This is a genomic window from Actinophytocola sp. (assembly GCF_050699935.1).
GTDB lineage: Bacteria > Actinomycetota > Actinomycetes > Mycobacteriales > Pseudonocardiaceae > Actinophytocola.
In genome coordinates this window covers 158,274-181,009 of the sequence record NZ_JBOHGB010000001.1, presented here as the reverse complement: position 1 = coordinate 181,009, position 22,736 = coordinate 158,274, and the positions used below count along the sequence as shown (strand labels likewise).

The 22,736-nt window shown below is 67.9% G+C and carries 20 protein-coding genes; 10 read left to right on the top strand and 10 right to left on the bottom strand.

Going from position 1 to position 22,736, the window contains the following annotated elements:
* Positions 1-70 precede the first annotated feature (70 nt).
* Entirely contained in the window at positions 71-871 is an 801-nt protein-coding gene (locus ACRDTB_RS00930) for a winged helix-turn-helix transcriptional regulator (RefSeq protein WP_431427882.1), read from the bottom strand.
* A 406-nt stretch (positions 872-1,277) separates the two neighbouring features.
* Here ACRDTB_RS00930 and ACRDTB_RS00925 point away from each other — a divergent pair, with 406 nt between their 5' ends.
* The 4 genes from ACRDTB_RS00925 to ACRDTB_RS00910 all read left to right on the top strand — a co-directional run bounded on the left by ACRDTB_RS00925 (position 1,278) and on the right by ACRDTB_RS00910 (position 5,650).
* Positions 1,278-1,853, top strand: a complete 576-nt coding sequence (locus tag ACRDTB_RS00925) for a YceI family protein (RefSeq protein ID WP_431427881.1) — start codon at positions 1,278-1,280, stop codon at positions 1,851-1,853.
* A 75-nt stretch (positions 1,854-1,928) separates the two neighbouring features.
* A complete protein-coding gene (locus ACRDTB_RS00920) occupies positions 1,929-3,494 on the top strand; it encodes an MFS transporter (RefSeq protein WP_431427880.1) in 1,566 nt (521 codons plus the stop codon).
* 75 nt (positions 3,495-3,569) lie between these two features.
* Positions 3,570-4,529, top strand: coding sequence for a putative sugar O-methyltransferase (locus tag ACRDTB_RS00915; protein WP_431427879.1), 960 nt, complete (start codon positions 3,570-3,572; stop codon positions 4,527-4,529).
* Positions 4,526-5,650, top strand: a complete 1,125-nt coding sequence (locus ACRDTB_RS00910; RefSeq protein WP_431427878.1) for a DegT/DnrJ/EryC1/StrS family aminotransferase — start codon at positions 4,526-4,528, stop codon at positions 5,648-5,650. The genes ACRDTB_RS00915 and ACRDTB_RS00910 overlap by 4 nt, the downstream gene beginning before the upstream one ends.
* A 27-nt stretch (positions 5,651-5,677) precedes the next feature.
* Here the strand turns inward: ACRDTB_RS00910 and ACRDTB_RS00905 are convergent, their stop codons facing one another.
* Both ACRDTB_RS00905 and ACRDTB_RS00900 read right to left on the bottom strand, forming a co-directional pair.
* On the bottom strand, positions 5,678-7,567 hold the full coding sequence (locus tag ACRDTB_RS00905; RefSeq protein WP_431427877.1) for a KedN5 family methylcobalamin-dependent radical SAM C-methyltransferase: 1,890 nt from the start codon (positions 7,565-7,567) through the stop codon (positions 5,678-5,680).
* A 105-nt stretch (positions 7,568-7,672) separates the two neighbouring features.
* Entirely contained in the window at positions 7,673-8,410 is a 738-nt protein-coding gene (locus ACRDTB_RS00900) for a class I SAM-dependent methyltransferase (RefSeq protein WP_431427876.1), read from the bottom strand.
* Positions 8,411-8,672: 262 nt separating this feature from the next.
* Here ACRDTB_RS00900 and ACRDTB_RS00895 point away from each other — a divergent pair, with 262 nt between their 5' ends.
* On the top strand, positions 8,673-10,079 hold the full coding sequence (locus ACRDTB_RS00895; RefSeq protein ID WP_431427875.1) for a nucleotide disphospho-sugar-binding domain-containing protein: 1,407 nt from the start codon (positions 8,673-8,675) through the stop codon (positions 10,077-10,079).
* Between the two features lie 139 nt (positions 10,080-10,218).
* Here the strand turns inward: ACRDTB_RS00895 and ACRDTB_RS00890 are convergent, their stop codons facing one another.
* The 3 genes from ACRDTB_RS00890 to ACRDTB_RS00880 all read right to left on the bottom strand — a co-directional run bounded on the left by ACRDTB_RS00890 (position 10,219) and on the right by ACRDTB_RS00880 (position 14,025).
* Entirely contained in the window at positions 10,219-10,806 is a 588-nt protein-coding gene (locus tag ACRDTB_RS00890; RefSeq protein ID WP_431427874.1) for a dihydrofolate reductase family protein, read from the bottom strand.
* Positions 10,807-10,971: 165 nt separating this feature from the next.
* On the bottom strand, positions 10,972-12,147 hold the full coding sequence (locus ACRDTB_RS00885) for an acyltransferase family protein (RefSeq protein WP_431427873.1): 1,176 nt from the start codon (positions 12,145-12,147) through the stop codon (positions 10,972-10,974).
* A gap of 264 nt (positions 12,148-12,411) precedes the next feature.
* Entirely contained in the window at positions 12,412-14,025 is a 1,614-nt protein-coding gene (locus ACRDTB_RS00880) for an MFS transporter (RefSeq protein ID WP_431427872.1), read from the bottom strand.
* A 291-nt stretch (positions 14,026-14,316) separates the two neighbouring features.
* Between ACRDTB_RS00880 and ACRDTB_RS00875 the strand changes: the two genes are divergently transcribed.
* Both ACRDTB_RS00875 and ACRDTB_RS00870 read left to right on the top strand, forming a co-directional pair.
* The gene (locus ACRDTB_RS00875; protein ID WP_431427871.1) at positions 14,317-15,747 is read left to right on the top strand and encodes an FAD-dependent oxidoreductase; all 1,431 of its coding nucleotides are present in this window, start codon (positions 14,317-14,319) and stop codon (positions 15,745-15,747) included.
* Between the two features lie 60 nt (positions 15,748-15,807).
* Positions 15,808-16,251, top strand: coding sequence for a hypothetical protein (locus ACRDTB_RS00870; RefSeq protein ID WP_431427870.1), 444 nt, complete (start codon positions 15,808-15,810; stop codon positions 16,249-16,251).
* A 70-nt stretch (positions 16,252-16,321) separates the two neighbouring features.
* Here the strand turns inward: ACRDTB_RS00870 and ACRDTB_RS00865 are convergent, their stop codons facing one another.
* The 3 genes from ACRDTB_RS00865 to ACRDTB_RS00855 form a co-directional block, all read right to left on the bottom strand.
* A complete protein-coding gene (locus ACRDTB_RS00865) occupies positions 16,322-16,738 on the bottom strand; it encodes a DoxX family protein (protein WP_431427869.1) in 417 nt (138 codons plus the stop codon).
* Between the two features lie 96 nt (positions 16,739-16,834).
* A complete protein-coding gene (locus ACRDTB_RS00860; protein WP_431427868.1) occupies positions 16,835-17,971 on the bottom strand; it encodes a glycosyltransferase in 1,137 nt (378 codons plus the stop codon).
* A 35-nt stretch (positions 17,972-18,006) separates the two neighbouring features.
* Positions 18,007-18,576: an NUDIX domain-containing protein gene (locus tag ACRDTB_RS00855; protein WP_431427867.1), complete on the bottom strand. Its 570-nt coding sequence runs from the start codon at positions 18,574-18,576 to the stop codon at positions 18,007-18,009.
* 167 nt (positions 18,577-18,743) lie between these two features.
* Here ACRDTB_RS00855 and ACRDTB_RS00850 point away from each other — a divergent pair, with 167 nt between their 5' ends.
* From ACRDTB_RS00850 to ACRDTB_RS00840, 3 genes are all read left to right on the top strand, one after another.
* Positions 18,744-20,090, top strand: coding sequence for a nucleotide sugar dehydrogenase (locus tag ACRDTB_RS00850; RefSeq protein ID WP_431427866.1), 1,347 nt, complete (start codon positions 18,744-18,746; stop codon positions 20,088-20,090).
* Positions 20,087-21,076, top strand: a complete 990-nt coding sequence (locus ACRDTB_RS00845; protein ID WP_431427865.1) for an NAD-dependent epimerase/dehydratase family protein — start codon at positions 20,087-20,089, stop codon at positions 21,074-21,076. The genes ACRDTB_RS00850 and ACRDTB_RS00845 overlap by 4 nt, the downstream gene beginning before the upstream one ends.
* Positions 21,077-21,151: 75 nt before the next feature.
* Positions 21,152-22,390: a methyltransferase domain-containing protein gene (locus ACRDTB_RS00840; RefSeq protein WP_431427864.1), complete on the top strand. Its 1,239-nt coding sequence runs from the start codon at positions 21,152-21,154 to the stop codon at positions 22,388-22,390.
* A gap of 33 nt (positions 22,391-22,423) precedes the next feature.
* Here ACRDTB_RS00840 and ACRDTB_RS00835 read toward each other — a convergent pair whose 3' ends face one another.
* Positions 22,424-22,624: a hypothetical protein gene (locus ACRDTB_RS00835; RefSeq protein ID WP_431427863.1), complete on the bottom strand. Its 201-nt coding sequence runs from the start codon at positions 22,622-22,624 to the stop codon at positions 22,424-22,426.
* Positions 22,625-22,736 lie beyond the last annotated feature (112 nt).

The following is a 22,736-nucleotide window of genomic DNA, read 5'->3' as shown; positions in this document are numbered from 1 at the left end:
CGAACCGGAAGGCGCGCACGACAGGAGCCCGCGCCGTGGGGCGCGGGCTCCTGTCGGTTCCGTCAGTAGTTCAGCTCGGTATCACCGGTGCCGGCGCCGAGGGCAGTTGGAACAGCTCGACGAAGGTGTCCAGAAGGGCGGCGTCACCGGTCACCGTCACCTGCCCGGTCGCGATCGCGTCGGCGATGTCCACCGCGCCGCTGAGCATGCCCTTGAGTACCGTCCCCAACTCGACGATGACGTCGGCGCCGGGCAGCGGACCCGCGTTGACCGTCAGGTTGCCGTGGTCCACCACGGCGTGCACCACGTTCCCGTCGACACGCAGCTCGAAGCCCACCGTGAGCTCGCGCGCCGCCTCCGGGCGGAAGGTCGAGCGCAGCGCCACCACCAGGGAGTCCTCGGTGACGATGTCCTCCGGGCGCGGGGTGGCCAGCGTCATCGCACCCCACCTGCTCAGCGCCAGCAGGACGTCCTCGACCGACCGGCCGTACTCGGTGAGCTCGTAGACGGCCTGGTCCAGGTCCCGCGTGGGGTCCTGCCGACGGACCACGCCGCTGAACTCCATCTCCCGCAGCCGCATGGCGAGCAGGTCGGCCGAGATCCGCGGCAGGCCCATGCGCAGCTCGGTCACGGACTTCGGGCTCACCAGCAGGTCCCGCAGGATCAGCAAACCCCAACGTTCCCCGATCATCTCGGCGGCCCTGGCGAGGCCGCAGTACTGACCGTAGGCGTCGCGCGTGACGCCCTGAAGCTCGGTTACCACGGAGCCCAGTTGGGTCGACTCCGAGGAGTTGGTGGTGAGTTGGAAGAGGTCACTCGAGATGGTGACACCGTCCTGGTTCATGACAACTTTCCAGCCGTTGCCAGCCATGTGCGGCCTCCTATCTGCGCTGTCCCGCCATGGTCGAACACGACCGGTTCGAGACGCACCTTCTCGCGTGCCGTGCGTCGCCACCAGGACTTCCTGCCATCGCTGGCGATAATGCGGACATGACACCGATCCGCGTCCATCCGCGCTGGGTGACGCACCCGCGCGTGCAGCCCTGATCGAGATCCCGCGCGGCACCTGGGCTACATGCGATGACTCACCAGACGACGACTGTGCGAAGAGAGCACTTTGGAGGATGCCGCGTCGCCTACCCCTGTCGACGATGTGAGGGTGCGGCGACCGTTCGCCATCCGCCGGCGGTCGAACGGGATGGCGGGCGTGGCCAGCGGACAGGCCGGCCGGTTGATCTGTGCGCATGACAACAAGCGTTCGTACCTAGGAGGACATCGTGAGCGAGGCTGTGGTCGACTCCACCGGTCAGAGTGGGTTGCCGGGAGTGGTGGCCGGTACGTGGGTGATCGACCCCGCTCACTCCACGGTCGGTTTCTCCGTGCGGCACCTGATGAGCCGCGTACGAGGCAGGTTCACCGAGTTCTCCGGTGAGATCGTGGTCGCCGACACGCCGGCGAACTCCTCGGTGACGGCGACCATCGAGCTGGCGTCGGTGAACACCGGTAACGACATGCGCGACAACCACCTGCGCACCAAGGACTTCTTCGACGTCGAGCAGACCCCGAAGATGACGTTCGCCAGTACGGACGTGCGCGCGTCGGGCGGATCCTGGGTGCTCACCGGCGATCTGACGATCCGGGACGTGACCAAGGCGGTGGAGATCCAGTTAGAGTTCCTCGGCGTGGATCCGACGGGTCTGCAAGGAGAGCAGCGGGTCGGCTTCGAGGGGCACACGTCGATCACGCGCAGCGAGTTCGGGGTCAGCTTCGGGGTGGCGACCGAGGGAAGCAAGGTAGTCATGGGAGACCGGGTCGACATTCACCTGGAGATCGAGGCCACGTTGAGCGAGTGAGCGACCGACACGTCACGACGGAAGCCCCATGACCGCGCCGCCACGGGTAGGCGCGGGCGACGACAGGACCAGATCGTGACCATTGGGACCACACCGGCACGGACCGGACGGCGGGAATGGGCCGCGCTGGCGGTGCTCGGGATGTCCACGCTGCTCGTCGCGATGGATTTCTCCGTGTTGTACCTGGCTGTTCCGCATCTGAGCGCCGACATCGCGCCCAGCGGGATCGAACAGCTGTGGATCGTCGACATTTACGGGTTCCTGATAGCGGGATTCCTGGTCACCATGGGAACCCTCGGGGACCGGATCGGCCGGAAAAGGCTGCTGCTCATCGGTGGCGCGGTATTCGGCATCGCATCGGTGGCCGCGGCCTTCTCCACCAGCCCGGAGATGCTCATCGCCAGCCGCGCGCTGCTCGGGGTCGCCGGCGCCTCGGTGATGCCGTCGACGCTGGCCCTGGTCACCGGCTTGTTCACCGACCAGCGACGGCGCAGCCGCGCCATCGCGATCTACCTGAGCTGCTTCATGGGCGGGCTGACGGTCGGCCCGGTCGTCGGTGGCGTGTTGTTGGCGCACTTCTGGTGGGGCTCGGTGTTCCTGGTGGCCGTGCCGGGGATAGCGCTGCTGCTGCTGTTCGGCCCGTCGTTGCTGCCCGAGCAACGCTCGAGCGACGCCGGCCGGCTGGACCCGGTCAGCGTCGCGCTTTCCCTCGCCGCGATCCTGTCGTTCATCTACGGGCTCAAGGAACTGGCTCGCAACGGTTGGGAGTCGTTCCCGGCCGTGGCGACGGTGTTCGGCATCGCGGTGGGCCTGGTGTTCATCCAGCGGCAGCGGACCCTCGCACAACCCCTGCTCGACCTGCGCCTGTTCGGCAACCGCACGTATCGCTCCGCGCTGATCGTGATGTTCGTGGCCGGCGTGGTGGGCACCGGGACCTACCTGGTCGTCACCCTCTTCCTGCAGAACGTCGCGGGTCTGTCACCGTTGGCGGCCGGCCTGCTGCTGGTGCCGCCCGCACTGCTGATGGTCATCGGCAACCTGGTCAGTCCGACCATGGCCAACCACGTCCGCCCGGCGTACCTCATCGCCGGCGGGCTGTTCGTCGCGGGTCTCGGCTACCTGATGTTCACCCTGTCCTCCGCGACCTCGGGGCCTGCCATGATCTTCGTCGCGTTCTGCGTCGCCATGGTCGGCACCGGCCCGATGGCCGCGCTCGGCAACCACCTGGCCATGGGGTCCGCCCCGCCGGAGAAGGCCGGCGCCGCGGCGTCGATCATGCAGACGGGCACCGAGCTCGGCCTCGGCCTCGGCGTCGCCGTGTTCGGCACCCTCGCCACCGCCGTGTACCGGGGCGACGTGGAGGGCGCCCTCGGCTCGGTTCCGCCCGACCTGGCGGACGCGACCCGCGAGAGCATCGACCGCGCGGCCACCGCGTCGGCGCAGCTGCCCGCCGGGCAGGGTGGCGAACTGCTGGCCGCGGCCCGCGACGCGTTCACCTCCGGCGTGCACGCGGTGGGCATCGTCAGTGCCGTCACCTTCGCCGGCCTGGCCGTACTCGCCGCGGTGGCGCTGCGGCACGCGCGGAACGCACACGGTGGCGGTGACGTCTCGGCGAAGGAGGAGACCGAGGTGTTGGTCTGAGCCCGCGGGCAATATGTGTCTCTCCAGATCGGGCGGGATGCCTCGCCTCCTGAATTCGACGGACGGGATCGCCGAATGCACGACAAGTACGGCCCCAGCCGACTGCGGGCGCGCCACGACAAGGTCCACGTAACCGACGAGGCCGCGGCGGAAATCTCATCGTTCAAGGCCAAACCGATCAACTTCAAGATTGGCATCTGGGACCCGGAGGCGAACGGCGTCCGATACCTGAAGGCGTTGGTGTACAACCTCGCCGCCAGTCTGAGCGACGAGAGCTGGAAACGCCTGCGGCGCATCGACAACCGCGAAGTCGGCCAGCCGATCACGATTACCTACGACGGCGAGCCGGTGTGCATGGACTACCTGCTCGCCGTGCTCGAACTCGAGTTCGTCGCCGGCCAGATCGAGCTGGACGGCACGCGGGTGCTGGAGATCGGCGCCGGCTACGGGCGCACCTGCCACACCATGCTCGCCAACCACGACCTGGTCGAGTACCACATCATCGACCTGCCGAACTCCCTGAAACTGTCCTCGGGGTACCTGCGCACCGTGCTCGACGAGGAGCGGTTCGCCAAGATCCGGTTCACCCCGATCGACGACGTGGACGAGCGGTACGCCACCACCGACTTCGACCTCGGCCTCAACATCAACTCGTTCGCCGAGATGAACGCGGAGACGGTCGACAACTACCTGACGATGATCGACGAACGAAGCCGCTACTTCTACATCCGGGATCCGGTCGGGAAATACCTGGACGGCAGCCTCGACGGTCATGCGGAAGGCCGCGAGATCGTGGAGCTGGCACTGAGTACCGGCAAGCTGCGGGACGTGATCGACATCCACGACAGCCAGGCAGTCGAGTCGCGCGCGCCGGCATTCGTCGACGCGTACCGGCCGGGTCCGCGGTGGACCTGCCTGGCCAACGGGTGGGCACGGCCGTGGAGCTACTACTGGCAGGCTCTCTTCGGCAAGGAGGCGACCGAGCAGATCGCCTTCGGTGAGCAGTTGCGGCTGGAGAACGAGATCCGCCCATGATCCCGCTGTTCAACGTCGCGATGTCGGAGCGGGAGGCCGTCGACCGGGTCGCCGCGGTCATCGTCGGCCGCCGGCTCGAACACGGCCCGGTCGTCGCCGAGTTCGAAGGCGCACTGGCCGGCGCGCTCGGCAATCCCCGGGTGGTCGCGCTCAACAGCGGCTCGTCCGCCCTGCACCTGTCGATCGACCTCGTCACCCGCCGTATGGCACAGAACGAGGGGCCGGGTGAGGTGCTGTGCACCCCGCTGACCTTCGAGGGCACCAACTGGCCGGTGCTCGCCAACGGGCAGCGGATCCGCTGGGTGGACGTCGACCCGGCGACGTTGAACATGGACCCCGACGACCTGGCCAGGAAGATCTCGCCGGCGACCCGGGCGATTCTCGTCGTGCACTGGACCGGGTACCCGGCCGACCTCAACGGGATACGGGCCGTCGTGGAGGAGGCACACGCCCGGTTCGGCACCCGGCCGGTCATCATCGAGGACTGCGCGCAGGCCTGGGGCGCGACGTATCGCGGCGCCCCGCTCGGCAACCACGGCAACATCTGTGTGTTCAGCTTCGGCGCGCTGAAGATGCTCACCTGCGGCAGCGGCGGCCTGCTCGTGCTGCCGGACGACGACCTGTACGAGCGGGCGAGGTCGCGCCGCTTCTACGGCATCGACCGCCGGTCGGATCGCACGTATGGCGACTACGACGTGGCCGAGTGGGGCTACCGCTTCTACCTCAACGACATCGCGGCCGCGGTCGGCCTCGCCAACTTCTCCTCGGTCGAGGAGTTGCTGGCGCGGCACCGCGAGAACGCCGCCCACTACGACAAGGAGCTCGCCGGGCTCGCCGGACTGGAGCTGACCGAGCGAGCCGACGATCGAGAGCCCTCGTTCTGGGTGTACCCGGCCAAAGTGGACAACCGGGAGTCGTTCATGCGCACGCTCGCCGGCGCGGGCATCGCGACGAGCATCATCTCCCGACGCAACGACGCACACAGTTGTGTCGCCGCGTCAGGCACGACCCTTCCCGGTCTGGACAGCGTGTACGACCGTGTGGTGTACCTCCCGGTCGGTTGGTGGCTGTCCGAACAGGACCGCGAACACATCGTGGACACGATCAGGTCGGGTTGGTGATGATCGCCGGCGACCATCCGCGCGCGGTCAGCAGCCGTCCCGGGACGGGTTGTGCACGATCTCGTCCCTCGGCGTGCCCATGTAGTGCACCACGATCTCGTGGTTGGTGGAGGTCACCGCCGACTCGGCCCCCTTGCGGTAGTACAGGTCGACCGTGCAGTCGGTCGCCGACAGGTCGGGGTCCTGACCCGCGCGCAGCCCGGAAACGATCCTCGGGACGTCGTAGGAGAGCGGCACGTCCCGCAGGAGGTAATAGGACTCCTTGAACTCCGTGATCACCTCGTCCTCCGGCAGGTCGCCCTCCGGCCGGTAGACCGGCCGGGTGAGCAGGTCGTACCGGAACACCTCGGCGAGCAGCGGGGCCAGGTCGGCCGGGAGCAACGGGTGGATCGACTCGGTCCACCACCGGTTGAGCAGGCGTTCGGCGTCCGGCTCGGTGAACAGGAACTTGATCGCCTCACCAAGGCCGTTGGTGCCCAGCTCGGCCTGCCACTGGCGCAGCTGCTCCGCCGCCGGATCCTGGGCGGCGGCTATCCATGCCTCCAGGTTGAGCAGCACCTGGGACTGGCTGAGACCCGCCAGCCCGCGGAGGGCGACCCAGCTGTGCCGCAGGATGGCGTTCTCGGCGACGACCCGGGCCCAGAAGAGGAACCGCTGAAACTCCTGGTTCTCCGCGAAGGACATGGTGTTGTGCTCGAGGATGTACTCGAAGTCGTCGGTGTCGCCGCGGACCGTCTTGATGCCGAACAGCTCCTTCTTCTCCATGTAGTCGGTGTTCGGCAGCAACAGCATCGGGTAGACGGCGATGCGCGACATCCGCTCGGCCAGCCTGTCGTAGCCCGCCATGAACGACTCGACGGTCTCGCCAGGGGCTCCCCAGATCAGCTCCGCGTAACAGTCCAGCCCCTCCTCCGCGAGCCAGGTCGTCAGATCCTCCCAGTCGTTGACCTTCATGTTGCGCCGTCGCATGCCTTCGAGGGCGTTGTCGCTGAGCGACTGCAGGGCCAGCGTGAAGGAGCTCTTCATGCCGGCTTCCTTCATCCGCCGGACGATGCGGTAGAAGTTCTTCGACTTGTTCTTCGCCCACGAGGTCTCCAGCGCGCGGGGAAAGCCGAACCGGTCCCTGGTCTCGACCATCGCCTCGATGAAGTCGTAGTCGCCGGGGAGCAGGCCGAAGTTGGCGTCGCAGGCGACCACCGTGTGGACCTCGTGCTTGCCGAAGACCTCGAGCTCCTCACGCAACCGCTCGATGGAGAAGGCCCTGACCTTCTGGCCGGTCGCACCGCCCCAGTAGCAGAACGAACACTTGTACGGGCAGCCCCGGTTGGTCTCCATCAGGGCCACGTCGTAGCGGAACTCCCCGTCGGCGTCGACGAGGTCGAGCGCGCCGGTGAGGACCGGAGAGGGGATCGTGTCCAGGTCCTCGATCCGGGCGCGATCCTCGTTGGTGATCACCTGACCGTCGGCGCTCTGGTACGAGAGGCCGGCGATGGCGCCGAGGTCGTGCTTGCTCGTGCCGTCCAGGTAGGCCAGGAGGAACTCCCGGAAGGTCAGCTCCCCTTCGCCGTTGATCACGACGTCGACCTCGGGGTACATCCGGAACACCCGGGCCGCCTGATTGCTCACGTGGTTGCCGCCGAACACCACCCAGCCGTCCGGGTTCAGCTGCTTGAAGGTCTCCGCGAGCGCGCCGAACTTCTCGTAGTTCCAGCCCAGCACGGAGAAGGCGATGATGTCCGGCACACCGGTGGTGAACATCGAGTTCGCGATGAAGGTATTGGTCGTGCCGCCCCGGAAATTCTGGATCTGGATGTCCATCGCGCGCTCGATGCGGCTGTCCGCCATTGCCGTCGACTTGAGATATCCGGATGCCAGCGGCATTGACTCCAGGGGCATGTCCCAGACACCTTGCTGCACCAGATATACCGATGAATTTGCGGAGAGTTCCTCTCCACGATCGCTTAGCACAGGCTTACTCCTTGCTCCGTCAGGAAGCCGTGTCGAGGGCCGGGTGGCATCGGGTCAGCAGCGGATGGCGAAGCCCGTGATGTAGCGGGTGTTGGAGCGGTAGAGGATCTCCTCCGACAGGTCCCGCAGGATCTCGTCGACCTGGTGGGTGTAGAGGACCTCCGACCGGTACGACCCCCAGTTGACGCGGCCGTTCGAGACCCGCAACGCGATGGCGTTCGCCAGGAACAGCACGCCGCGGCCGAAGTGCCGCAGGGAACCGTGCACGTTGCGCTGGTACTCGTGGTAGTTGTCCATCGTCCACACGTTCCCGATGAGCACGCCGCCGGGTTTGACGAACGTCTTGAGCCGGTCGACGACCTCGCGCACGCGGCCAAGGTGGTGGATGGCGCCGACGCAGATGACGACGTCCGCCTGGCCCAGCTCCAGGTCCTTCCAGAAGTCTCCGTTGACCAGGCGCAACCGCGGGTCGTTCACCCGGCGCTTGGCGAGCTCGAGGGCCTTGGCGGAGACATCCACCCCGACGATCTCGGGCGCCGGGGTGTACTTCGCCACGGCCCTCAGGTAGTCGCCCGGTCCGCAGCCGAACTCGATGGTGCGCTGCGCGTCTTGGGCGTACTTCTCGATGAGGTCGACGATGCGCCGCTCGTTGTCCTCGATCTCGGGACCGCCGAGCGTGGACCGGTTGTAGCGGGTGGGGTCCCAGGCGCGCCGGGCGAAGTACTCACGCCCCCTGGGCCGGAGTCCCTTGACCAGCCGACGGCCGATACCGAACAACGCCTCTGCAAGCATGTGTGCCCTCCCAGGGCTTTCGAATTGGACCTGAGCCAATGGGGCCGCGGCTGGCGGGGCCGGGGCCCGCGATATGCCCGACCGGTCGAATCGTCACATCGGGGCGAATGGCCCGGCATCTTCGACGGTGCGCGATCGGCTGCCCACCGCACCGGCCCGAATGAGATGACGCACGCACAGAGTTGTTTATCGATACGGCCGAAAAATATCCTCTCTTTGCGAGAGCCCGGTCCGGTCAGGACGAGAACGTTCGAGGAGAATCATGCGAATCCTGTTCACCTGCTACCCAGCGAATGTGCACGTTTATCCGCTGACACCGGTCGCGACCGCGCTGCAGAACGCCGGGCACGAGGTGCTCATCGCGTTCCACGACCACCCAGGCATCCGCGGCTCCATCGAGCGCGTCGGCCTCACCCCGGTCCCCCTCGGCGACTCGAACGAGCACGACCCCAGGTTCCGCAAGGACGCGGCGCAGCTCAGGAGCGCCGAGGAGGTCCTCGCCTACGCCAAGGCGATGAACCTCAGCGACAAGGAACTCGAGCACTGGATCCCCTACTTCCAGCAGGTCAGCTGCGGGATGTCCGACTACGGCCGGCCCGACCTGCCCTACGCGGCGGACTTGGTGAACTTCGCCCGGTCCTGGAAGCCGGACCTGGTGCTGTGGGACCCGGTCTTCGGACCGGCAGGCGCGGTGGCGGCCCGAGTCAGCGGGGCCGCGCACGCTCGTTTTCTCGGAAGCTGCCTGGACTGGCCGGCCTACTTCCACCGGAGGATCGAGGCCGCCAGGCCGCAGATCCGCGCCGCGGGGTTGGCGGACAACCCCATGACCGACCTGATCCGACCGCTAGCCGACAAGTACGGCGTCTGGGTCGACGAGGAGCTGCTGTTCGGACAGTGGACGATCGACCCACTGCCGGAAGGCGTCCGGCTGCCCACCATCCAGCCGAAGGTTCCGGTCCGCTGGGTGCCCTACGCCTACCCGGAGCCGCTGCAGGACTGGCTGGTCCAGAAGCCGGAGAAGCCGCGCGTGACGCTGTCGCTCGGCGAGTCGCTGCGCCGGTTCGTCGACGGGGACTGGGGCCGCACGCCCAAGATCTTCGAAGCCGTGGCGGACCTGGAGATCGAGCTCGTCGCGACGGTGAACGAATACCAGCTGCGGGGCATCGACCGCATTCCACCGAACGTGCGCGTCGTCGAATGGGTGCCGATCAACCGGCTGCTGCCCACCTGCTCGCTGCACATCCACCACGGTGGCAACGGCACCTCCCTGGCTGCGGTGGCCAACAAGGTGCCGCACATCGTCACCGACACCGACGAGTCGATGCTGATGGAGGCGCTCCCGTCGGCCGAGTCGTCGGAGTTCGTGATCAATTCCGGGACCGACTTCGGCGTCGTCGAGGACGACGAGCCCGAGGCCACGTTCAAGGTGCCAGCCAAGCACGTGATGGGCCCGATCTGGGCCGAGCACGTCACCAAGTACGGCGCCGGTATCCGACTGAACTACCAGAAGGAATCGGTGGAGGAGATCCGTGCCAAGATCGAGCACGTGCTCACCGACAAGTCGTTCCAGAAGGGCGCTCAGGCGCTTTACAACAACTGGCTCGGCACGCCGACGCCCAGCCAGATCGTGCCCATCGTCGAACAGTTGGCCGCCGAGCACCGGCCATGAGCGTCAATGCCACTTGCTGAAGCAGAATGCCGTGGCCACCGGGATTAGGTGGCCACGGCAGATGGTAGCTGTGAGCCGGAGGGAACCTCACCCTCCGGCTTTCACCCGTCAGCGGTATCGGGTCATGGCCGGCACCGCGTCATTTGCTTACCGGATAACAGAGGTGGACCACCCGGTCGCCGACGAATACCCGGGGGTTCTCCAGCATCCGCTGCGTGCCGCCATCGTGGAAGAAGCGCTTTCCGGTGCCGAACAGCACCGGCACGAGCTCGAGGTGAACCTCATCGGCGAGGCCGGCCTCGATGACCTGGGTGCCGATGTCGCCAGCGGTCACCGAGACGGCCCCGTCGCCGGCGAACTCCCTCGCCTGGGCGATCGCGCTGGCGACGCCGTCGGTGACGAAGGTGAACGGCGCGTCCGGGTACGCCCAGTCGGCAGGCGGCTCGTGGGTCACCACGTACGCGTGGTCGGCACCAGGCACTTCGCCGTTCCATCCGTTGGCGTGATCGAACGACGTTCTGCCGACCACGACGGCGCGCACGGGCATGAACTCCTCGCGGATGTATTCGGCGCTGGCCTGAGTGACTCGAAGCCCCGCATAGGCGCCCTCGGTATCCACCGCGACGTCACCGTTACCCATCCAGTCGAACATCGGGCCGATTCCGTCGTTCTCGTCCGCGATGAACCCGTCAACCGAGACCGTCGCGCTCACAAAAACTTTGGCCATGACTTACTTACCGCTCCCATGCAGATTCGGAAAGATTCCCGGAAAGGCTAACAGACCAAGCCGCCGAACACCAGCGCACATGACACACGGAATGTCATGTAAGTAAAATCGAATGCCGAACTGGCCGGGCGGCCACAACCGCCCGGCCAGCGCCGTCGTCATCACCTATTTCACTATGGCCGGATCCGAGTCGTGGGCCGGTTCGTCGGGCCGCGACGGGTTATCGGCGACGCGTTTCTTCGAGCGGCTCCAGTACTTCATCGCCGGCTGTTCGACGCAGGTGTGGAGCAGCCAGCCGCAGAACACGTTCGTCACGAGCAGGCCGACGATGAGCAGGATGCCGCCGACCGTGCCGTGCTCGGCGTCGCCGAACACCGCGGGCCGGATCGCGAATATGACGATCGACTGTGTCAGGAAGAACCCGAACGACACCTTGCCCAACCACACCATCGGCCCGGTGCCCAGCACGGTGCGGCTATCACGCAGGTTGGCCGACGCGAGCGTGCCGATCGCCAGCGCCAGCGGGACCATCGTGACGAGCACGATCTTGTACGGAGCCGGCACGACGAGCGTGAGCAGGTAGCCGCCCACGACCAGCGCCCCCACTAGGGAGAAGGGGATCCGCGGCCACCGGCCACTCATCACGATGCGCGCCACGATCATGCCGAGGACGAACTCGAACAACCGCATCGGCGGAAAGAAGTAGATGAACCAGAACTGCGGGAGCGACACCTCGTCGAGCGGTGGGGTGTCCGGGATGGCCCACAGCGTGACCAGGCAGGCAACGGCCGTCAGCGCCACCACGCCGCCCGCCCACAGCCACAGCCTGTCCTCGGCGATCCGCTTGATCGGGAACAGCAGGAACGGGAAGAGAATGTAGAACAGCAACTCCGCGTTCAGCGACCAGGCCGGAGTGTTCGCGCCGCCCCAGAAGGTCGGGTCGGAGAACCAGCTGTCGATCAAGAACAGGTTCGGGATGCCGAAGCGTTGGGTGAACACGGACGCGAACAGGAGCATCGCGAGCGCCCAGGTCACGGCGTGGCTGGGAAAGATCTTCACCACGCGACGCCGCCAGTAGGAGGTCACCCGGTCACCGGGTTTGGCAGACCAGGTGATGACGAATCCACTGAGCAGGAAGAAGCACGACACGCCGATCAAGCCGGTCGAGTTGCCGAGGTTACTGAGAACCGCGGTGAGGTCGGCGTCGCCGAACGGCTCCGGGGCATCGGGGTTGCCTGGGTTCGTCGGGTCCACGACGTGGCAGAAGAACACCCCCAGCGCGGCGAGGAACCGCACGCCGGTCAGCGCGGGCAGGTCCCGGCGTCTGCTTGACGATTTCACATCGACAAGCTGTGTGTTGGCGGACAATGTCAAACTCCTCTACGTCAACTGGCCTGAACCAGAGCGAATTGGCCACGACGGCGTGCGAAATATCCGCGACCTCAGGATAGCGGCCAACAACGGGAGAATATTATCGACAGTTGCGCATCACGCTGTACGCATAATGTGCCGGTCACCGAATTACCGAAGCAGCGCTGAATGTGAACGCGCCGAACCCGGCCGGGCGTTGCGACGCACCCGGCCGGGTTCGAATCCTGGTTCGTGTCAGGCCGCGGCCCGGTCCGCATCAGGATCTGGTTCGTCACTCGCGTCGGGCCTGGCGTCGGCCGGGTCGGCGTCGGCCTCGGGCGCACCGTGTCCGGCACCGAACGGTGCGACATGTCCCAGCCCGCGCCATGCCACCGTGGCGATGATGACGAAGCCGATCGCGGCGATCACCGCGACGGTGATCAGCCCGGCGTTGAACGCGTCATGCGCCGAGGCGAGCAACGCGTTCGCCTGGCCTGCCGGCAGTTCGCCCGCGACGGCGACCGCACCGGTGATGCCCTCGCCGGCCGTCGTCGCGGCGTCCGCCGGCAGCCCGGCCGGCACGATCATGTTCCCCTTGTATACGGCGGCCGCCACGCTGCCAAGCACCGCGACGCCGAACGCGGCGCCGAGCTCGCCGCCCGTCGACACCAGGCCACCGATCGCACCCGCCTTCTCCGGCGGCGTGTTCGTCATGACCACCTGGTTGGCCACCGGACCGATCGGGCTGGTCCCGATCAGCACCACGGCCAGGCCGACGACCACGATCGCCAGCCCACCAACGGGTCCGACCAGCGTCAACATCATCGAGCCGGCCATCGCGATCAGCATCCCGACGGCGATGACGTGACCAGGCCGGAACACACCGGCGACCTTGGGCGCGATGTTGTTGAACAGCAGCCCGACCAACGCCGCCGGCAGCATCCACAGGCCGGCGGCCAGTACCGACAAGCCCTCGACCAGCTGCAGGTACAGGGCTATGACCAGGGCGAGTGCACCGGCGAACAGGCCACCGGACACGAACACCGACATCCCGGAGCGAACCAGCTTGCTCTTGAACAAGGTCAGGTCGAGCAGCGGGTTCGGAATGCGCGACTGCCGCCGGATGAACAAGACGATCCCGGCCGCACCGAGCGCCAACAGCAGCACGGGCCGCAGGCCGACCCCGGAGCGGGCGACCTCCTTCAGCGCCGCGACCACGGGCAGGATCGCCACCAGGAACAGCGCGACGCTGCGCAGGTCGATCCGGGCGCCGTCCGGGTTGCGCGACTCCTCCAACACGACCGGCCCGGCCAGCAGCACCACCACCATGATCGGTACCCCGATCAGGAAGACCGAACCCCACCAGAACGAGTTCAGCACGATCCCGCCGATCGGCGGGCCGAGCACGACGCCGCCGCCGAGCGCGCTCGCCCACACACCGAGCGCGGTCCCCATCTGCTTCGGGTCCTTGAACGTCCCGATGATCAGCGCCAGGGTCAGCGGCGCCAACGCCGCGCCGGCCGCACCGAGCAACGCGCGGGCGATGATCAGCATCGTCACCGAGGTCGCGAACGCGCACAACAGCGAGGCGACCACGAACATCGCGGCACTGATCAGCAGGATCTTTCGCCGGCCGAACCGGTCCCCGACATTTCCCATGGTGACCGTCAGACCGGCCACGATAAACGCGTAGATATCGGTGATCCACAGTTGCTCGACCGGGCCTGCCTGCAAATCCGAGGCGACATGCGGCAACGCCAGGAGCAGGACGTTCAAATCCATCGTGACCAGCAGCGTAGGCAAAGTCAGGACGGCCAGCGCTATCCATTCTCGGCGCCCGGCCTTCGGTGGCGCGTTATCGACGGTCACGTTTGTTCCTTCCGTTGGCTACAACGTCGGGCACCTCCGCCACGTACCCCAGCTGTCACGCCCAGGACACCGCGGGCTGTGCCTCTCGTTCCGCACGTTGACGCTGACACGCCGATCGCCGGCCCGCGTCTTTCTGCGTGCGCTCCTCGACACGCGGCGTGCCTCATGCTGTCCTCAGTCGCTGTCCAGAGCATCTCCGAGCGTGCGCAGCCACCGCCATTGCCCAGCGTGTCGCCCGATCAACCCGGCACGCCGCGATAACCGGGAAAGACCGGACGATTGTTACCGTCGATGCAAACCGGGAAAGGAAACACGATGAACATGATGGCCAGAGAGCGCGCGGTCGTCCTCGGTGGCAGCATGGCCGGCACCCTCGCCGCGCGCGTACTCGCCGAGTCCTTTTCGGACGTGGTCGTCGTCGACCGGGATGACCTCATCGGCGTACGGGAGTCGCGCCGCGGCACACCACACTCGCACCACGCGCACGGCCTGCACTCACGTGGCCTCATGATCGTCGAGGAACTGTTCCCCGGGTTGACGGAGGAGGTCCTGGCCACCGGCGCGCTGGCTGCCGACATCGGCCGGATCCGCTGGCACTTCAACGGACGGCCCATTGCACCGACCGACGTCGGCCTGGTGATGTTGGCCCCGTCCCGACCTGTCCTCGAGTACCACGTGCGTGGCCGGGTGGCCGCGCTGCCGAACGTCCGATACCTGGAACGGCACGACATCCTCCGGCCGTTGAGCACTTCGGGACGCGACCGGGTCACCGGAGTCCTCGTGCGCCGGCAGTCCGACGGCGCGGAACTCGAACTCGAAGCCGATCTGGTGGTCGACGCCACCGGCCGTGGTTCGCGCACGCCGGCCTGGCTGGATGGCCTCGGCTACCAGCGGCCGGCGGAAGACCGCATCAAGATCGGTCTCACCTACACGACCCGGCACTACCGGGTCGATCCGAAGTGGTTCGAAGGCGCGCAGTCGATCGTCTTCATCGCCTCCCCGGCGCACCCACGCGGCGCGTTTTTCGGCCAGCTCGGCGGGGGCGTCTGTGTGTTGTCGTTGACCGGAATTCTCGGCGACCAACCGCCGACCGACCCCCAGGGCTTTCTCGATTTCGCGCGCTCGCTGCCAGGGCCGGTCGTCTATCAGTCGATCCGCGAGTCGGAACCGCTGGAGAACGCGGTCAGCTTCCGGTTCCCGGCGAGCGTGCGCCGTCGCTACGAACAGCTGACCCGGTTCCCGGACGGACTGCTGGTGCTCGGCGACGCCGTTGCCAGCTTCAACCCGCTGTACGGGCAGGGCATGACCGTCACCGCGATCGAAGCCTTGGCGCTGCGAAACCTGCTGCGAGAGAGCAGGACGGGCAACATCGAGCCGAAGAAGTTCCTCAAGGTAGTCGGGAAGGCCGTCAAGACACCGTGGGAGATGAACGCCGGCGGCGACCTTGCCTTCCCCGACGTGCCGGGTGAGCGCTCGGCGAGGATCCGGATCGCCAACGCGTACCTGGCGCGCGTGCAGTACGCCACGAGCAAGGACCCGAAGGTCACCAAGGCATTCATGCGCGTGGCCGGCATGATCGACCGGCCGGAGACGTTGTTCAAGCCAGGCCTGGCGGCCAGGGTGTTGCGGCAGGCCCCACGCATGCCGGCGCCCGGCCCGTCCTGGCTGGACACCGAAATTCCGGCGAACGCTCCGGAAACGGATCTGCCGAAAGCCGCTTGACCCAACGTCAAGTCGGGGTACTGGGCCCGATCGGGTGACCTGCATTGGAGGGTACGCGGTATGGACCACTCGTCCGCCCGTGAGCGGCTTTCCCGGCGCCGTTCCGGCTTCACCCATTCCGTCGAAGTCAACGGGGCCGCCCTGTTCCTGACCACCAACCAGTTCGCCGACGGCCGGCCCGGCGAGGTGTTCGCCAAGTGGGGCAAGGAAGGCTCCACCGCCGGTGGCCTGATGGACGCGTTCTCCATAGTGCTCTCACTTGCCCTGCAGTACGGCGTGCCGGCCGAGCTGGTCGTCGCCAAGCTCAAGGACATCCGGTTCGAGCCGTTGGGCCGGACCGACGACCCCGACATCCCCGAAGTCTCCAGCGTGATGGACTGGGTGGCCCGGCGGATCGCTCTCGACCACTTGGCCTTCGACACCCGCAAGGACCTCGACATCCTCACCGCCGCCGAAACAGACCAACCGGAGCTGGCCCGCATCCGGAGAATGCGGGCCAGCTGAAAGGCCGCGGGTGCCCCTCGCCGGCTGGCGAAGGGCAATCCGCGGGCCGTACCGGTCGTCAGCGCCGTCGTCAGCGCCTCAGCCGGACGGCGAGCTCCGCGACCCGCGACCAGCGACCCCACGCGATCAGCGCCGCCACCACGAGGAAGACGGCCGGCATCGTGGCATCCGCCTCGAGCACGAACACGTTGGTAATAGTCGCGCCCACCATCAGGGCGACCAGCCCGAGCGCGGCGAGTCCGGACAGGACGGGGATGAGCAAACCGACCGCTCCGGCGATCTCCAGGGTGCCGACCAGGTATCGCAACCAATCCCCCGCGCCGATGGCGTCGAACATGCCCACTATCAGCTGATCGCCCAGCAGCTTGGACAGGCCGCCGATGACGAACTGGACGGCCAGCAGGGCCTGGAGCACCCACAGCACCACGCCGATGACGCGGCTGCGCGCGGGTGCGGCCGACTGCTTGGTGGCAAAGGTGTTTTCCATGATCTCCTTACGCCTCCTATCTCTGAGCGTTCACACCGTGACATTCCGTCATTTCGCCACGCATCTTCCTGCGTGCGCTGTTTGCCGCGCGGGCGCTCAGGGGCGGCGGTTCGTGGTCAGGGTGTTCAGCTCGCCGACCACCTCGACCAGGGAGGGTTGCGCGGCGACCTCGGCGGCGAGCTCCGTGGCGGCCCTGGCGAACCGGGGGCGGTGGAGCAGTTCGAGGCAGTGCTCGGCCACCCGGCCCGGAGTGAGCTCCTCCGGGCGCAGGCACAGGCCGGCTCCGGACCGAACCACCGAGTCCGCGTTGTCGAACTGGTCGTCCAACACCGGCAGCACCAGCTGCGGACTCCCCGCTCCGATCGCGGTCAGCGCGGTGCCCTGGCCGCCGTGGTGGATCGCCACGTCGCAGGCCCGCAGCACGTGAGACAGCGGCATCCGGCCCACGTGCCGGACGGCACTGGGCAGGGGCGGCCACCGCACCGCGATCTTGTCGTCGACCGCGATCACCACGTCGACGCCCAGCCCGGCCAGTCTCTCCACGATCGGAACCAGGGTCTCGGACCCGCCGTCGCCGCAGAGCCGGGGCAGCACGGTGCCCAGCGTCAGGCACACCCTCGGTTCCTCCCGCGGGCGCCAAACCCAGCTCGGCACCCGGGAGTCACCGTCGTAGGGCACGTTGAGCATGCTTCGCTGGCCGGACGCGTAGGCCGGGCGCAGGCTCGGTGGCCATGGGTTGAGTACGAGCGCGGGCAGGGGCAGCGCGGGCAGGCCCAGGGCGGCCAGGTCGGCGGCGAGGTGATCGGCCGCGGCCGACCGGTACTCCGCCAGCGGCGCCACCCCCCAGTGCAGCTCGACGGCGGGGACCGCGAAGGTCGCCGCGGCGACCAGCCCGGCGGTTTCGACGCGCTCGCTCACCACCAGGTCCGGCCGCCATGAGTCCACAAGAGACAGCGTGCCGGGCAGGTCGTCCGCCGCGATCCGGGCGAACACCCGACCGTTGGCGTACCGCCGTTCGGCGAGCCGGTCGGGATCGCCACCCGCGGTGAGACCGACACAGCTCGCCACCGGGCCGACCGAGGTCGCGGCGAGCCCGGAGCGCAGCACCTCGGGCACGAAGTCCTCCGAGGTGGCGACCAGCACGTCATGCCCCATCGCCCGGCAGGCCCAGGCCAGCGGCACCAGTGGAAAGAAATGCCCGGGCAGGGGAACCGTCGTGAACAGTATCCGCATCTTGTCTCTCCACATGCGACAGACGGCGGGTACGCTCACCCCGTCGCGCGTTCGTGCAACAGCAGCAGGGTGTACCCGGCCACCGTCGAGTTGTCCCGGATCCGACCGTCCCGGATCATCAGCTCGAACTCGGCCCGGGCGAACCACCGGTGCCGCATGTCCTGCTCCTCGATCTCACGGTTCGTCGGGCCCGGCACGAGGTCGGTGGCCAGGAAGACGTCGATGGCCTGGCCGCTCGCGCCCTGCCAGCTGAACAGGCTGCCCAGGTGCGTCATCGATCCGGCCCGCAGCCCGGTCTCCTCGGCGAGCTCACGGTTCGCGAGCTGCGCCGGGTCGCCGCCGCGCCGGCCGGGAAAGCACCCCTGCGGGAACTCCCAGAACCGTCCGGCGACCGGGTAGCGGTACTGGTCGACCAGGTGGAAGCCGTCCCGCTCGGTCGCGATGATCATCGCGGCGTCCGGCCGGTCGACCACGGAGTAGACACCGCGCGACCCGTCCAGCCGCTGAACCCGGTCCTCGCGAACACTCAGCCACGCGTTCTGGTACACCAGCCGAGACGACAGGCGCCTTACCGGCACGTCCTCCTCGTCGAAAGTGGACACCACGATCTTAAGTCTATGGATTTCCCTTTAACAGTCATCTTCGCTCGTGCGAAATCTCGGCCACCGCGATCGTGGCCGAACAAGCACGCCAAGAGATGCCCGTGAGCGCTGGATACGCCGAATATGGGCGACACCGACCTGGCCCGAACCGGCTCTTGATGGGAGCGAGTATGAGGTTTCTTTCCGGCCGGCAAAATTGTCAGGTCGCCATCGTCGGCCTCGGTTACGTCGGCTCCTGCATCGCCGCGGTACTGGCCGACCGGGGACTCGATGTGGTCGGTGTCGACAACAACACCGAGTTGGTCGACGAACTGCGCGAGGGTCACTGCCGGTACGTCGAACCCGGGCTGGCCGACCTGCTCCTGGGTGGAATATCGGCCGGCCGGGTCCAGGTGACCACCGACTATGCGGCGGTGCGGCGTGCCGACGTCGTGTTGATCACCGTCGGCACCCCGGTCCGGGAGGACGGCTCGCTGGCCGACGAGCAACTGTGGGGCGCCTGCGTCGAACTGGGCCGGCACGTTCGCACGGGCCAGCTGTTCGTGGTCAAGAGCACCGTGCCGCCGGGTACGACCCGCGACCTGGTACTGCCCCTGCTGGAGGCCGGCGGCCTGGTGGGCGGCGTGGACTTCGGCCTGGCGTTCACGCCAGAGCGGCTCGCGGAGGGCACCGCCATCAAAGAGCTACGTGCCTTGCCGATCGTCGCGGGCGGCCTGGACGCCGAGAGCACCGCGGCCGCCGCCGAGTTCTGGCGCACCGCGCTGGGCGTCGAGGTGGTTCCGCAAGACTCCCTCGAAGCCGCCGAGATCACCAAGCTGGCGGACAACTGGTGGATCGACCTCAACATCGCGCTGGGCAACGAGTTGGCCAAGTTCTGCGCCCTGTACGAAGTGGACGCGCTGGACGTCATCGCGGCGGCCAACATGATCCCCAAGGGCGCCGGCAACGTGAACATCCTGCTGCCCAGCGTCGGCGTCGGCGGCTCCTGCCTGACCAAGGACCCGTGGATGGTCTGGCACGCGGCTCGCGAGCGCGGTCTGGACATCCTCACGGCCCCGGCGGGCCGCCGGGTCAACGCCGGGATGCCCGAGTACACGGCACGCGTCGCCATCGACGAGCTGGTCCGGCTCGGCAAGGACCCGGTCAGCTCGAAGGTGGCCGTCATCGGTCTGGCGTTCAAGAACAACTCCGGGGACCTGCGCCACACGCCCACCCAGGCGGCGGTGGCCGCCCTGGAGAAGGCGTGCGCCGAGGTGACCGTCTACGACCCGCGGGTCGACGCCGAGGAGGCCGACAGACTGTTCGGCATCACCCCGTCGGCGAGCCTCGACGACGCGGTGAAGAATGCCGACTGCCTGGCGATCCTGGCCCTGCACAAGGAGTTCCACGACATCGACTTCGCCGCGCTGCCGGTGGCGGACTCGTGCCTGGTGCTGGACGGGCGGGCGTACTACTCGCGGGAGAAGATCGCCGAGCTGTACGCGCTCGGCTACCACTACCGCGGGGTCGGCCGATGAGTGCACGCGCCGTGGTGACCGGCGGTTGCGGGTTCATCGGCAGCCACCTGGTGGAGCGGCTGCTCGCCAGGGGTGACGAGGTGACCGTCTTCGACAGCGCGCCACCGCCGGAACACCAGCGCCTGGCCCGGACCCGGGCCAGGCACGTGGCGGGGGACATCCTGGACCGGTCGGTGTTGGCCGAGACGATCAGGCCGGGGGTGGACGTGGTGTACCACCTGGCCGCGGTCGTCGGCGTCGACCAGTACCTGGCCCGGCCGCTCGACGTCATCGACATCAACTTCTCCGGCACCCGCAACGTCCTCGACCTCGCCGAGCAGGCGGGCGCCCGGCTCGTGGTGGCCAGCACCAGCGAGGTCTTCGGCAAGAACCCGGCGGTGCCCTGGCGCGAGGACGACGACCGGGTGCTCGGCTCCACCTCCGCCGACCGCTGGACCTACTCCTCCAGCAAGGCGCTGACCGAGCACCTCACCTTCGCCTTCGCCCGCCAGTGCGGTCTGCCGGCCACGATCGTGCGTTACTTCAACGCCTACGGCCCTCGGCAGCGGCCCGGGTTCGTCGCCAGCCGCTCGGTCCACCGGGCACTCAACAACCAGCCGCTGGTCGTCTACGACGGCGGCCGGCAGACCAGGTGCTTCACCTATGTCGAGGACGCCGTCGATGCCACCCTGCTGGCCGCCGAGCATCCGGCGGCGGTCGGCCAGGCGTTCAACATCGGTTCCATGGCCGAGGCCACGGTCGCCGAACTGGTCGACCTGGTCCAAGAGCTCACCGGTGGCACCGCGCCGATCACGACGATCGATGCCAGCACCGCGCTCGGACGGTCCTATGAGGACCTGCACCGGCGGATACCGGACAACACCAAGGCTCGCCGGACCCTCGGCTGGCAGTGCACGACGTCCCTGCGGGACGGTCTCACCCGGACGATCGACTGGGCTCGGGCCAACCCGTGGTGGCTCGCACAGCCCGACAGCGGCGCCGCCTGACGAGTGCGCCAGCCGTGCGACGACGCCGCCGCGGCCTGCCGACCGAGCACCGACGAGGACGTGGGGACCGAGCTGATGACAGCCGACGACCATTCCGGACACACCTGCCGCGTGTGCGGCGGCAAGGTGGCCGAGTTCATCGACCTGGGGCAGCAGCCGACGGCGAACGGGTTTCTGCTGCCACACGAGGCGGACCAGGTGTTCCTGTTCCGGCTCGCCATCGGCGCCTGCGAGAGCTGCACCATGGTCCAGCTGCTCGACGAGGTGCCGCAGGAGTTCCGCTACCACGCGGACTATCGCTACCACGCGTCCGGATCGGCGAGCCACCGCCGGCATTTCCAGCACAACGCCGAACGCTTCCTGCGGACCGAGCTCACCGGGCCCGACCCGTTCATCGTCGAGATCGGCTGCAACGACGGGGTGCTGCTCGGCTCGATCGCCGCGGCCGGAGTGCGCCACCTCGGTGTCGAGCCGTCCACCAACGTGGCCGAAATCGCCGCGGCGAAGGGCGTGCGGGTGGTGACCGAGTTCTTCGACGAGTCGACGGCGGCCACGATCCGGGCCGAGCACGGCACGGCCGACGTGGTGTTCGGGGCCAACACCATCTGCCACATCGCGCACATCGGCTCGGTGCTGCGCGGGCTGGACACCCTGCTCGCCCCGAACGGGATCTTCGTGTTCGAGGAGCCCTACCTCGGCACGCTCATCGACGGGCTGGCCTTCGACCAGATCTACGACGAGCACGTCTTCTACTTCAGCGCGACCTCGGTGCGCAACATGGCCGAGCAGTACGGGCTCGAACTGGTCGACGCCGAGCACATCCCGATGCACGGCGGTGAGATCCGCTACACGCTGGCGCGGGCCGGCGCGCGGACCCCGGCGCCCGCGGTGCGGCTGTTGCTGTCCGATGAGCGGACCCGGCGGATGTCCGAGCCGGAGACATTTACCACGTTCGGCCACACAGTCACGATGATCCGGGAGGACCTGCTCGCGCTGCTGGGCGAGCTCAAGGCCGGCGGCAAGCGAGTCGTCGGCTACGGCGCGCCCGCGAAGTGCACGACGGTGACCAACTACTGCGGGATCGGGCCGGACCTGGTGCCGTTCGTCTGCGACTCCACTCCGGCCAAACAGGGCCACCTGGTGCCGGGCTCGCGACTGCCGGTGCGACCGCCCACCGCGTTCGCGGACCCGTACCCGGACTACGCCCTGCTGTTCTCGTGGAACCACGCCGAGGAGATCATGGCCAAGGAGAACGACTTCCGCACCGCCGGCGGCCGGTGGATCCACTACGTCCCCGAGGTCCGCGTTCGGTAGTACGAACGGCATCATTCCCGTTGCCGTTCGGGTTTAGCCGGCCGCCGCGTCCTTCGCGTCCGGCCACCCGGGTGATGCCGGCTGGAAGCGGATCTGCTCGGCGGCGCTCGACGCGCGGAAGGTCGCTGTCGGGGCGTCGGCGGCATAGGCGACGACACTGCCCGCCCGGTCGCGCGAGCTGCGCACCTCCCGGATCGTGTCACCGGGGGCGACGTCGAGGTAGACGCCGACCACCCGGGTCGGGAGCGGGCCTCGTCGACACCGGTGATCGCGTCCACGGTGCCGGGAGGCGGGGTCATGAAATGGATGGCCGCTGGGCCGTGGGCTGGCGGGGCCGCGGCCCACG